Below are 13,262 nucleotides of genomic sequence, written 5' to 3'. Positions count from 1 at the left end.
AAATTAGTTATAATTATTTAACATAACCGGCATCACCAACATCAACACATCCTCGTTCTCATTGTTTGTTTGAGGAATCAACAATCCGGCTCTATTTGGCGTAGAAAGCTCCAATGTCACTTCTTCACCACTTAAGTTATTTAACATCTCAATCAAAAACCGTGCATTAAAACCAATCTCCAGGTCTTCACCTTCATATTGGCAGCTTAAACGCTCATGTGCTTCATTTGCAAAATCAAGATCTTCAGAAGAAATGTTTAGCTCACTTCCGTTGATTTTTAATCTTACCTGATGCGTAGTTTTATTCGCAAAAATAACCACCCTACGTAATGTATTTAAAAACAAAGCTCTGTCGATAACCAGTTTATTAGGATTATTAGCAGGAATAACCGCTTCGTAATCAGGATAACGCTCGTCAATTAAACGACAAACCAGGTTGATGTTTTCGAATTTAAAAAAGGCACTAGTTGCATTATAATCAACTGATACATTGATTTCTGTAGATGGTAAAGCCGCTTTTAATAAAGTCAATGCTTTTTTAGGCAAAATAAAAGAAGAACTCTTATCCGCTTTGCTATCCATACGTCTGTATCTTACCAATTTATGCGCATCAGTAGCTACAAAAGTGATGTGCTGATCAGAAAGCTGACAATAAACACCCGTCATAGCCGGACGAAGCTCATCATTACTTACCGCAAAAATAGTTTTGGTAATTGCTTCAGTTAAAACAGAAGCTGGTAAATTTACAGAAGAAGCGTTTTCTACAACAGGTATTTTCGGAAAATCGTCGCCGTTTTCACCACTTAATTTATACTTACCGTCACCTGCACTAATCTCAATAGAGAAAGTACTATCATCAATATTGAAAGAGATAGGTTGATCTGGTAATGTTTTTAAAGTGTCTAATAGTATTCTTGCCGGCACAGCAACTTTCCCACCCTCTTTTGATTCTACAGGTAAAGAAGTCGTCATGCTGGTTTGCAAGTCCGTAGCAGATATTGTCAAATTTCCGTCCTTAATCTCAAACAGGAAATTTTCCAATATAGGCAACACAGTGCTGCTGCTCGATGCACCATTAACTGTTTGCAAATGTTTTAAAAGCGTTGATGTGGATACAATAAATCTCATAGTTATGATCTAGTCAGTTCTCAAAAATATAAAAATTACCTCGCATACTTGTGTTTGCGGCAATAATGTTGAAAAATTGCAAATGATATTAACAAAAATAAAGGCACAAGCACATTGATCAGCTGCCATTGCAACTTTTCGACACGTAACTTTGCCTTATCTAATAACCTTATTTTAACCTCCTTATTGCGCAGGGCGATTAAATTATCATCATTAGCTAAGTAATCGGCGATATTTAATAGCAAGGCCTTGTTTCCAAAATTCCGTTGCGTATATCTGTCAAATCCCAATGGAAAAGTAGAACCATCTTTGCTACTCACCTGATTTTTAAAAATATCTCCGTCGCCAATCACAATCATTTTAGTCGGCTTGCTCAATGCTGGCACTCCATACTCCTCTTCAATCCCGTGGGGAACAGCTCTATTCAAAAACACTGAAGAGAAAGTACCTTCAAGCAATACCCCTACCGACTGCGGTACACTGGCATATTCCCTTGGATTAGGCTGCTCGGCTACCATCTGTAAAGAAAGCATCTTAGGTGCATTAAAAACCTTGTTAAAGGCCGAGGTATGCAGAATAACCTTCTTGCTTACACCCTTTACGCCGATGGTATCAACCGTACTTATAAACTCACTTTTAATGTTGTCAATATTTTTCACCAGAGAATTGGCCGTATCCGGCATCAAAAGCGGATAATACACCCATGGAGCCATTTGAATCTGTCCTTGTGGACCGCCCATTGCTAAAGGTATTTCGGCACAATTGGCATCAGCAACCAGGTTGTAATTTACCCGGGCGCCATACAGAAACAACATATCGTCCAGATTTAACTTACGGTTAAAAGCCAGTTGCTCCGGCCTCCCCTTTAAGCTATCCAAATCGGCACTTACCTGATCAATGCTCCAAAGTACCCTACCACCATTCATTACAAAATAGTTGATTTTGTATTTCTCAGCCTCGGTAAATTCCTTTTGCGGCTTGGCCACAACCAATAGCTTCAGTTTATCCAATCCTTTTTTATCAATCAAGTTAAGATCAACCCGCCCAACTTCATAGCTTTCAGAAAGGCTCTTAATCGCATCGCTTAAATACAGATCAGACAACTCCCCATTTCCCTCTGTAAAACCGATACGTGAATGTTCTCCTGTCAGCACCTTTTGAATCCCAGAAGTAAACACATATTCCAGATTTTGGATGGAGTTGTTGATATTTTCCTCGTAGTTACCGGTTACATCCAGATTTTGCAACAGCTTAACAGGATACCTTTTGCCATCAGCTACAATCATAGCCATCGGGAAAATAGTTTTTTGCGCAAAACCATTGTCATTTTTAATGTTCAAAGTAGTAGCTTCAATACCTGCCTGATATAAGTTATTAATAGCTGTATCTTGCTCTGCTGCAGACAATCCAGCAATCGGATCGGCAAATATCACTTTAATATCAGTCCCCGAATAAGCCTTATAATCCGTTAACAAATCACTTGTAGCGTTTCTAAGTCTTTTAAATGCAGCGGGCAAATCTCCGTCTAAAAAAACGGTAACGCTGATCGGTTGCTTTGCGGCCTTTAAAATCTCTTTAGACTTATCATTCAAGGTAAAACGCTTCTCCTTTGTAAAATCGATCCTCGTATACAGATATTGAGCAACAATATTTAGCAATACAATTGCCAACACAAAAATAGCAGCTTTAAAATATTTGTTCTTTACCATTTCCTACCTCCAATCACAAATCTGGTAAGGCCCAAAAACAGCGCTACAAAACTGATAAAATAAACAAGATCCCGAGTATCCAATACCCCACGACTAATAGACTGATAGTGTTCATTTACACTCAAACCGATAAGCAACGATTCTAAATATTGCAAAGCAAATATCTGACTCATGGCGTCAAAGCCCGTATAAACGATAAAGCAAATAAACACCGAAATGGCAAACGCAATAACCTGATTTTTAGTAACGGAGGAAGCAAAAACACCTACAGCTGTAAATGCTGAACCCAATAACAATAAACCGATGTAAGAACCGATTACAGCTCCGGTGTCTATATTGCCCTTAGGCAAACCCAATTCCGAAATAGAATAATAATAGATCAATGTTGGGATTAGCGAAAAAAGCACCAGTACTAAACAAGCCAGATATTTGGCCAATATAATTTGCCAATCGGTAAGCGGCCTTGTGGCCAACAAAATATAAGTACCTTCCCTCCGCTCTTCGGCAAAAGAACGCATGGTAATCGCGGGAATTAAAAACATGAATAAAAAAGGCGCTAAACTAAAAAAGCCTGTTAGCTCAGCATAGCCATAGTCTAATATAGAGGTATCAGGAAAAAACCACAGCAATAGGCCCAAGGCCAATAGAAAAACGCCGATGGTGATGTAAGCCATCAGTGAATTTAACAAACTAAATAATTCCCGTTTAAAAACTGCGTACATGCATTCAGATTAATGACGCCGAAGTTAGAAAAATATCCGCTAAAAGTTGTACCCAGCCCGCAATCCAACAAATGAAAGTGTTGCACCACTTCTCGACCAGCCTTCATACCTTACACCTATATCTACAGTACCACTATTAGATACCGAAAATTCTGTTCCGAAACTCGGTGCATAAGTAAATGCAGTTCCTGCGCCTCTCCCATAAGCGGTAGAAAAGGCAACACCTAACTCGCCAGCACCATAAAGATATGGGGCAATAAAATATCTGGCACCTGCTTTTATCGGCACAAATCCTTCCTTGTAATTAATATTTTCTAAAATTTTCGGACCATGAAACCTTAAGTAACCGACATTTCCGATAATACTTAGGTTTTCAGAAACTGGCTTCTGATAAAGCAAGGAAACGCCTACGCCATAATCGGCTGTATTTTTATAATCTCCAATAGGAAAACCAAAATCAACGCCCAAACCAATTTTAGATTCATATTTATTTGTTTGAGCGTTGATGTGATTGAGCATTAAAAAACTTGCAACGGCAATTAATATTATTTTTTTCACGTAGTTCTTTTTTTAAGAGCCGCAATATTATAAAATATAGCCGTTCTCTAATAGCTTTATTTTTTCAAAAGTTCAAATAGTTCAGTATTGATATACAATGTCTCGCACTCGAGCCTCTTTAAATATTACTGCGTTTAAAAGTATCTACCGATTAGGTAGTGTATAAGCTAATCCTTTTAATTCAGCAAGGGCAATTGAAGATTGCACAATCTTGTCTCAATATAGTTATTGTCTCTATTTCGGTATGATCAGGAGGTAATAGAGACAATTCATTAAAGAGGACATCACTCATCATGTGAAGATAATCCCACATTCTTTACATGATGAGTGTCTCATGTAAAGAATGTTTACATAAGTTTTGTTTTATGCCAACTATATCCAAACCTACATAGAAAAGATGTAACGAAGGAGTTGAACAAAATCCAACTGTCGCAAAATTTGAGACAGTTCAAACCAAAGGGAATAGACATTAAACCGCTGTTATCTCACCTAAATACTCATTAGTAGAGGCTAGTTTTCTATTTTCAGAATAAAAACTAATGTAACAATGTAGCGTATCTCCAGCGAAATCTTCAGGAAGAAGTAACCTTGAGGCCTTATCTTCTCTTAACCCCGCATTTTCTAATATGCAAAACACTTTCTTTACCGGATTATAAACAACCAAAGTCACCTGATCATCAGCAGCACACAGCGGTGTGAAGTTTCCATTTTTCCAACTAAAGTCAACTGAATTACTTTTTATTGAAACCACCTTTGGCGACCAAGTCCCCAATAGATCTCCTTTACTAAAAATCAGCTGTTTAAAATTCACGCTTTGCTCGGGGTGAATCCCTTCAATAGTATTCAGCATATTATATGACAAAGCATCATTCATCGGAGTATACTTCGAAATATTTTGAAAACGAAGTTCAATAACGTCACGTAGCCCAAGTAAAAACCCTCTCAATAATGCCATTTTATTTCGCTGAGCCAGTTGCTTCATTGTGGAAGGCTTGTTACTTGGCCTTGGTAGCCCCCGCATATAGTCTACAGTTTTCCAACTCGCACCTACAACAGTGCCTACTTTTCCTGAGAATCCACCTAGGATCCCTTTTTTAATTCTTGCCATTTTATTTAATTTAGATTACTAATTATTTAATTAAAAGCAATATAAGCACGAAAACACGTTTCGCTACCTCCGGACTCTAAAAACAATAAAACAGGATATACTATTAAGCAAAGTCAAAATCATTAATCCTACACTATTAGTTAATTTAATAGAAATTATATTTATTAAAAATATTATATTTATCTTTAAACAATGTGATAGCGCTGTAAATATGGCGCTAGAAATTAAGAACAATTAAAAAACGGCCAATGAAATAAAGAAACAGCACAACATATCATTACTTCTTAAATGAGGTATTAATTAGAGTCTCACTCATCAAAAATCTGACAACTGTGAACCGAGACAATAGATTAATGCCCGTAACAAATATTGTTGTACTTTTGAGGTGCACTATAGCGTTATGGGCTCTATTGTAATCCGTAGGTTCAAGGCGGTCAGATGCCCGATGTGTTGCGGTTTTACATAGAGCTTGCTATAGTTCACCTTCGTTTCATTTAAAAACGAAAACCTACACTAGCAGCTCCTAAATCGCCAGAGACTCAATTTTTTTAACTTTAAAAATGAGCATATGAACCACGAACAGTATCTTCACAAAAGACCATCCGGCACCAAAGCCGAGCAACAAGAAGTTGCCAATGAAGTCTTAAAATCTTTTTTTTCTGTTTATTCACTCGACGACAGCCTTGATTACCTTCGTCAAATGATCAAACAAAGCTTTTACACCAAAAAAGAATTTTTAAATAACGTAGAACGAACTAATTTGATCGCATTCTATGAATACCTTCACCCTATGATTATGGCCACCAGTATCCTCTATGAGGATAAATACCCCCTACATCAACCTAAACCAGAAACTAGTCACGCTTAAGGAGTAGTCCTCACATAGTCCACACATTCCACACACTTTCTTCACAAAAAGGTACCTTTTTGTGGGTTTGGTGTGAAGGATGTGTGAATAAGGTGTGAAGAAACGTGCTTGTTGTGAAGAACTAACCTACAGGCCTAACTAGTTAAAAACGGGGCAAAAGTTATGTAATTTCAAAATAGATCTTATGTAATTTCAAAACAGAAGCTATGTAATTTCAAAATAAAAGCTATGTAATTTCAAAATAGCGTTACATTTGTATTCATGAATGGTTTTATACACAGGCAAATAGCAGAAAAAATAACTCAACAAAAAAGTAAATTTCCGATTATTGCTTTGACAGGCCCAAGGCAATCAGGAAAAACCACTTTGTTAAAGCAAATTTTTGCGGGCTATAGATATGTATCGCTAGAAAATCCTGATGTAAGGTCTTTCGCTACTGAAGATCCTGTAGGTTTTTTAAAGCTATACGATGAAAATGTGATTTTTGATGAAGTGCAACGCGTTCCATCACTTTTTTCCTACATCCAGGGTATTGTTGATGAAAGTGGAAAAATGGGACAATTCATATTATCTGGTTCGCAAAATTTCCATCTGTTAAATAATATCACACAAACACTTGCCGGCAGAGTAGCTTTATTCAAACTTCTACCATTCGACTTCACAGAACTTAAAAGTGTAAATCTTCTCAATGAGAGCTATGCAGAAACAGCAGTAAAAGGATTTTATCCGGCAATTTACGCCAGGGAAATAGACCCAGTTGTTTTTTACGCCAACTATATCCAAACCTACATAGAAAAGGATGTAACTGAGCTGTTAAACATTAGAGACATTAGTTTGTTCCGAACATTTATAGGTCTTTGTGCAGCCAGAGCAGGACAACTACTCAACATTAATGCACTTGCAAATGAATGCAATATTTCTCAACCGACAGCAAAAGCATGGTTATCAATATTAGAAAGTAGTTATATTATATTTCAAATGCAGCCCTACCATCAGAACTTTAATAAACGCCTGGTAAAAACACCCAAAATTTATTTTTACGACACAGGTCTGCTTAATCACTTACTCGGCATCAGAAAAGCGGAAGACATGGAACAGAACAGGCTAAAAGGGAACATCTTCGAAAACATGATTATTACCGAATATATTAAGAAGAATAACCATCTATATCTTCACCAGGAGTATAACTTTTGGCAAGATAGTAATGGCCGCGAGGTGGATATGTTAATCAAAACCCATAACGGTTTTGATATTTACGAGGTTAAGGCAACCCAAACCATTTCAGCATCTTTATTTAAGGAAATGGATTATTTTGAAGAACTAACCCCAAACACTCCGATAAAGAAAACACTAATCTACGGCGGTACAGATGATCAACAAAGAACAAAGTACACCATTACAAGCTGGAAGAATATATAAGGATCTGCATTAGCAATGTACAAAAAATGCACATTGCTAATGCAGATAAATAAGTAGCCTTCTTATTGAGCCTATTGTAAAGAATTAAAGTTCGATTTCTTTTAAGTTGTCCATTTTCTTGTAAGCCAAGAACCCTTTAATATCCTCAAAGTGCTCGCGTACACGCTTATTACCAAACTCGAATACTTTTTCTGCCAGCCCATCCAAGAAATCCCGATCATGGGATACCAGAATCAAAGTGCCATCAAAATCCTTAAGGGCGTCCTTGATAATATCTTTAGTCTTCATGTCCAAATGATTGGTTGGCTCATCCAGTATTAACACATTTACAGGTTCTAATAGCAACTTGATCATGGCTAAACGAGTCTTCTCTCCTCCAGAAAGCACCTTAACTTTTTTCGTGGTATCATCACCACTAAACATAAAGGCACCCAAAAGGTCTTTAATTTTTATAGAACCATCGCTTAATGGAATCTGGTTAATGGTTTCGAATACCGTTATATTTTCATCAAGCAATGCAGCTTGGTTTTGGGCAAAGTATCCAATCTTTGCATTGTGACCTACTTTTAATTCACCTTCAAAATCGATCTCGCCCATGATAGCTTTGATCATGGTCGACTTACCTTCACCATTTTTACCCACAAACGCTACTTTTTCTCCCTGCCTGATCACCATCGATGCTTTCTGAAACACCACATGATCGCCATAGGTTTTAGTGAGTTCTTCTACGATAACCGGATATTGACCCGAACGCGGCGATGGTGGAAATTTCAGGCGCAATGCTGAAGTATCCACTTCATCGATCTCAATAACTTCGAGCTTTTCGAGCATCTTTACACGCGACTGCACCGACAAGGTTTTCGAGTACACCCCTCTAAAACGGTCTATAAATTCTTGGTTATCGGCAATAAAACGTTGTTGTTCCTCATAAGCTTTCAATTGGTGGACACGGCGGTCGGCACGCAACTGAAGATAATGGCTATACTTAGCTTTATAATCATATATTCTACCCATAGTAACCTCGATGGTACGATTGGTAATGTTATCTACAAAAGTACGATCGTGCGAGATCACTATAACCGCCTTTGCTGAGTTGATCAAGAAATCTTCCAACCATTGTATACTTTCGATATCCATGTGGTTAGTCGGTTCATCCAGTAAGATAAGATCTGGTTTCTTTAACAGAATTTTGGCCAACTCGATACGCATACGCCATCCACCCGAAAACTCAGAGGTTTGGCGGGTAAAATCCTTGCGCTCAAAACCTAAGCCTTTTAACACCTTTTCTACTTCTGCATCATAATTGATCTCTTCGATCGAATAAAACTTCTCACTCAATTCCGACACGCGTTCGATCAGCTTCATATAGTCATCACTTTCGTAATCGGTACGAATAGTAAGCTGCTCATTCAATTCATCAAGCTCTTTTTGCATCTGGTTTACCTCTTCAAAAGCTTTCATCGTTTCTTCAAAAACGGTAACCTTATCCTGACTCAGCAAATGCTGTGGCAAATACGCTATTACCGCGTCCTTTGGACCGGTTACGTTACCAGAAGTAGGTTTAGCAGCATTGGCAATGATCTTTAAGATGGTCGACTTGCCTGCACCATTCTTCCCCATCAGGGCTATCTTATCGTTCTCGTTTATCGAAAAGGTTACATCGCTAAATAGCGTGGTTCCGCCAAATGAAACGGAGATGTTATTTACATTAATCACAGTATAGAAATATTGAATTTTGGCAAAGATAAGGGAAAGACATCGTATTATGGAAAGTCAAATCTAAACCATATAGCAATCCCAAAATAGGACACAAAAAAAGGGCTGTTTGATCATCTCAAACAGCCCAATTTTATTAAAAAAATTGCCTTTCGACTATAAACCGAAGTTATAAGCTAATCTTAATCCAAGGAAACCGCTTGTATTAGAGTTAGCCGACCAACCTTCGTAACGCGCGCCTAATTCAACTGAACCTTTATCAGATACAGGAAAATCAACACCAACACCTGGAGAGTAAATAAATGCAGTTGACCCACCTTCTTCAGTTGAGAAACCAGCACCTAATTCAGCACCAGCAAAAAAAGTTTCACCGAAATAATATCTAGCACCCGCTTTTACAGGAATAGTACCAAAAGAAGGAGCTTTGAAAGTTGTACCAAAAACCGTCACATCTTTCCCAGTAAACGTAGTGTAACCTGCACTACCTGTTACCAATAAATTAGCTGCTACTGGGTGTTGGTACTGCAATGAACCACCATAACCTAAGTTATAACTATCTCCAAAAGTTCCCATTGGAAATCCAAACTCAGCACCAATACTTAATTTTGGCGTTTTAGTCTGTGCATTAACACTAGTAAATGCGAATAAACCTGCAACTGCTGTTAGTAGTAATAATTTTTTCATTTTTTACTTGTTTAAAATTAATTTAATTTGATTTATACCTTTGATACAAAAACTTTGCCATAGTTACAGTAAAGTAAATAAATTCAAATTACTAAAAACAAAAAAGCGCCTACCAAAACCGGCAGGCGCTTTTTTGTTGTATTTTTTTATTGGTTAGAAAGAAAAACCTACACCAACAGAAAGCACATTGTTTTTAACTTTTAGATCACCTGAATTCTTAGCGATATTACTTAATCCTAATCCGTAACCGGCATGAATATTAAAACCATTACTCAATTGGTAACCACCTAAAAAGTTTACACCAAAATCACTACGTTTAGTATCTCCATCTTTACCAAAATCAGCATCATTAGACTCCTCATCGGATACTGTAACACCATCAACAGTCATCTTAGATTCCATTTTACTTTTTCCTGAAATAGCCATTCCATAATACGGTCCTGCTCCAACAAATACTTTACCTTCTCCTACAGGGAAACTCACAACTGCATTTACAGGTATCTCAATATACATCAAACTTGTACTTGACTTAGCAGAAAAACTATCACCTCCTTCAGATACTGAGGCTTCCTGTTTATCACCTTTTCCTGAAAAAGTTAATCCCGGTTGGATTGTAAACATACCACCTACTGGAATATCTACAGTACCACCTACATAAAATGAAGTATTTGCTTTGTTTTTCATACCCTCTTCAAGGTCTGAAGAATAGGAAAGTGTAGGAAAAGTTACACCGGCTTTAACACCAAATTTAATACCTGTTTCTTGAGCCTTAACTGCTAAACCAGCGCTAGCAATCATTAATGATAATAAAATTTTTTTCATTTGTTTTTTACGTTAACTTATTTGGTTAAATCATTCATGAACTACTAATTAGTAGTAGTTCATTTTTCGGCAAATGTAAAGCTATTTTCAACGACAACAAAAACAATCTCAATTATTTTAAATAAATACCGATACAATGTATAAAAACAAAGTTTTACCAGACTAACTAACACATTAAAAATCAACAATTAGCGTATAACGAAAAGAAAAAAGACAATAAAACAAGATTAAAACAGCATTACTTGGTCAACTTCTTAAATATTTCTTCCAAAGAAATGCCATGTTGCTTTTTCAGGTCTACTATTGGAGCATTTGCCACGATATTCCCCATATTGATGATAATTACGTCATCACAAATAGCTTCCACCTCTTGCATAATGTGTGTAGAAAGAATAACAGTCTTATCTTTCCCCAATCCTTTTATAAGGTCTCGAATCTCAGAAAGCTGGTTTGGATCGAGCCCTGAGGTTGGTTCATCCAGGATCAATACTTCAGGGTTATGAATAATGGCCTGCGCCAGTCCTACCCTTTGTTTGTATCCTTTTGATAGCATTGCTATCTTTTTATGCTGCTCGACAGTTAAACCTACCTTTTTAATGACCTCTTCTACCCGCAACACCGCATCCTTCAATTGATAAGTATTAGCCACAAACAACAAAAACTCCTTCACATACATATCCATATATAATGGTGTATTTTCAGGAAGGTAGCCCATGATCTTTCTCATTTCGAGATTTTGAGTCTGACTATCATAACCACATAAACTGGCCGTTCCAGAAGTAGGTTTCAAATAACCGGTGAGCATACGCATGGTGGTTGATTTCCCCGCGCCATTTGGCCCTAAAAAACCTAATATTCTGCCCGGCTTAGCTTCAAAACTAATTCCATCTACTGCTTTCTGTTTATCGAAATGCTTGGATAGCGCGGTTACCTTAATACTCAATTTGTTTTATTTTTAGATTTTTACCTCAAACTTCTGATCAACTTCAAAAGTAGGAAAAAGTTATTGCCCAAATCTTATATATTTGTATCATTATGGCAAAGAATACTAACGACGAACAATTTAAAAATGTAATATCACACGCAAAAGAATACGGTTTTGTATTTCAAAGCAGCGAAATTTATGATGGGCTAAGTGCCGTATATGATTATGGGCAACTGGGTGCCGAATTAAAAAATAACATCAAAACTTATTGGTGGAAAGCAATGGTGCAAATGCATGAAAATATCGTAGGGATAGACTCTGCCATATTTATGCATCCTAAAGTGTGGAAAGCAAGTGGACACGTGGATGGCTTTAATGATCCTATGATTGACAATAAGGATTCAAAAAAACGTTACCGTGCCGATCAGCTCTTAGAAGATAAAATCACCCGTTATGAAAAAGACGGAAAAACAGATAAAGCAGCTAAGTTACAAGCTGATATGGATGAAGCTTTAAAAAGCGAAAACCTACAAGAATTAAAAACATTAATTGAACAACATGAAATCGCCTGTCCTGTAAGTGGTACAAAAAACTGGACAGATGTTCGTCAGTTCAATTTGATGTTCAGTACGCAGTTTGGTGCAATGGCAGAGGGTTCTGAAGAGGTTTACCTTCGTCCGGAAACTGCTCAAGGTATCTTTGTAAATTTCCTGAATGTACAAAAATCAGGACGCATGAAGATTCCTTTTGGAATTGCACAAATCGGTAAAGCATTTAGAAATGAGGTGATTGCCCGCCAGTTCATCATGCGTATGCGTGAATTTGAACAAATGGAAATGCAATTCTTCGTTCGCCCAGGTGAAGACGAGAAATGGTTTACTTACTGGAAAGAAGCTAGATTAAGATGGCATGCTGCATTAGGTACTCCTGCTGAGAAATATCGTTTCCACGACCATGTTAAGTTAGCGCATTATGCCAATGCAGCTACTGATATCGAGTTTGAATTCCCATTTGGCTTTAAAGAAGTTGAAGGTATCCATAGCCGTACAGATTTCGATTTAACACAGCATCAAGAGTTCTCTGGCAAGAAAATGCAGTACTTTGATAATGATTTAAACGAAGAAGGCAAGCCTTATGGAAACTATGTTCCTTATGTAATTGAGACTTCAATTGGTTTGGATCGTATGTTCCTTTTAACCATGATCAATGCTTTTGAAGAGCAAGACTTAAGCAATGAAGATAAACAAGACAGCAGAACGTTATTGCGTTTACACCCTTGTTTAGCGCCATACAAAGTAGCCATCTTCCCTTTAACTAAGAAAGATGGTCTTCCTGAAAAAGCAAAAGAGATCATGAACAACTTAAAGCTTGATTTCAATTGTATTTACGAAGAGAAAGATGCGATAGGAAAGCGTTACCGTCGTCAGGATGCCATTGGTACTCCTTTCTGTGTAACAATTGATCACCAGACATTAGAAGACGATACAGTTACTATTCGTCACCGTGATACAATGGAGCAGCAGCGAATTGAGATTAAACACCTTGATGAGATCATTGCAAGTAAAACAAGCTGGAAAACATTGTTACGCAAAGACTAATAAAA

Annotated in this window: 12 protein-coding genes; 3 read left to right on the top strand and 9 right to left on the bottom strand. The window is 37.2% G+C overall.

The annotated features are described in order from the left end of the window. Window positions 1-3 precede the first annotated feature (3 nt). The 5 genes from dnaN to EZ444_RS05335 all read right to left on the bottom strand — a co-directional run bounded on the left by dnaN (window position 4) and on the right by EZ444_RS05335 (window position 5,225). On the bottom strand, window positions 4-1,128 hold the full coding sequence (gene dnaN / locus EZ444_RS05355) for a DNA polymerase III subunit beta (protein ID WP_131607689.1): 1,125 nt from the start codon (window positions 1,126-1,128) through the stop codon (window positions 4-6). A 35-nt stretch (window positions 1,129-1,163) separates the two neighbouring features. Further along, window positions 1,164-2,837: a gliding motility-associated ABC transporter substrate-binding protein GldG gene (gene gldG, locus EZ444_RS05350; RefSeq protein ID WP_131607688.1), complete on the bottom strand. Its 1,674-nt coding sequence runs from the start codon at window positions 2,835-2,837 to the stop codon at window positions 1,164-1,166. Next, window positions 2,831-3,559: a gliding motility-associated ABC transporter permease subunit GldF gene (gene gldF, locus EZ444_RS05345; RefSeq protein WP_131607687.1), complete on the bottom strand. Its 729-nt coding sequence runs from the start codon at window positions 3,557-3,559 to the stop codon at window positions 2,831-2,833. The genes gldG and gldF overlap by 7 nt, the downstream gene beginning before the upstream one ends. 39 nt (window positions 3,560-3,598) lie before the next feature. Then, entirely contained in the window at window positions 3,599-4,117 is a 519-nt protein-coding gene (locus tag EZ444_RS05340; protein ID WP_131607686.1) for a hypothetical protein, read from the bottom strand. 469 nt (window positions 4,118-4,586) lie between these two features. After that, complete coding sequence (locus tag EZ444_RS05335) at window positions 4,587-5,225, bottom strand: DUF6266 family protein (RefSeq protein WP_131607685.1); 639 nt, start codon at window positions 5,223-5,225, stop codon at window positions 4,587-4,589. A 568-nt stretch (window positions 5,226-5,793) separates the two neighbouring features. On the opposite strand from EZ444_RS05335, the gene EZ444_RS05330 reads away from it, so the two are divergent. Continuing rightward, window positions 5,794-6,093 (top strand): hypothetical protein, encoded by a 300-nt coding sequence (locus EZ444_RS05330; protein ID WP_131607684.1) that lies wholly within the window; start codon window positions 5,794-5,796, stop codon window positions 6,091-6,093. 261 nt (window positions 6,094-6,354) lie between these two features. Continuing rightward, the gene (locus EZ444_RS05325) at window positions 6,355-7,512 is read left to right on the top strand and encodes an ATP-binding protein (RefSeq protein ID WP_131607683.1); all 1,158 of its coding nucleotides are present in this window, start codon (window positions 6,355-6,357) and stop codon (window positions 7,510-7,512) included. A gap of 84 nt (window positions 7,513-7,596) precedes the next feature. On the opposite strand, the gene EZ444_RS05320 is transcribed toward EZ444_RS05325, so the two are convergent. The 4 genes from EZ444_RS05320 to EZ444_RS05305 form a co-directional block, all read right to left on the bottom strand. Continuing rightward, entirely contained in the window at window positions 7,597-9,228 is a 1,632-nt protein-coding gene (locus EZ444_RS05320) for an ABC-F family ATP-binding cassette domain-containing protein (RefSeq protein ID WP_131607682.1), read from the bottom strand. A gap of 156 nt (window positions 9,229-9,384) precedes the next feature. Beyond that, the gene (locus EZ444_RS05315) at window positions 9,385-9,912 is read right to left on the bottom strand and encodes a hypothetical protein (RefSeq protein ID WP_131607681.1); all 528 of its coding nucleotides are present in this window, start codon (window positions 9,910-9,912) and stop codon (window positions 9,385-9,387) included. A 153-nt stretch (window positions 9,913-10,065) separates the two neighbouring features. Next, window positions 10,066-10,734, bottom strand: coding sequence for a porin family protein (locus EZ444_RS05310; protein WP_131607680.1), 669 nt, complete (start codon window positions 10,732-10,734; stop codon window positions 10,066-10,068). 238 nt (window positions 10,735-10,972) lie between these two features. Next, on the bottom strand, window positions 10,973-11,677 hold the full coding sequence (locus EZ444_RS05305) for an ATP-binding cassette domain-containing protein (RefSeq protein WP_131607679.1): 705 nt from the start codon (window positions 11,675-11,677) through the stop codon (window positions 10,973-10,975). A gap of 92 nt (window positions 11,678-11,769) precedes the next feature. Between EZ444_RS05305 and EZ444_RS05300 the strand changes: the two genes are divergently transcribed. After that, the gene (locus EZ444_RS05300) at window positions 11,770-13,257 is read left to right on the top strand and encodes a glycine--tRNA ligase (protein ID WP_131607678.1); all 1,488 of its coding nucleotides are present in this window, start codon (window positions 11,770-11,772) and stop codon (window positions 13,255-13,257) included. Window positions 13,258-13,262: the final 5 nt, after the last annotated feature.

The organism is Pedobacter hiemivivus, from assembly GCF_004331685.1.
GTDB lineage: Bacteria > Bacteroidota > Bacteroidia > Sphingobacteriales > Sphingobacteriaceae > Pedobacter > Pedobacter hiemivivus.
Note: the sequence above shows the minus strand (reverse complement) of the source record. Positions and strands in the feature narration are given on the sequence as shown.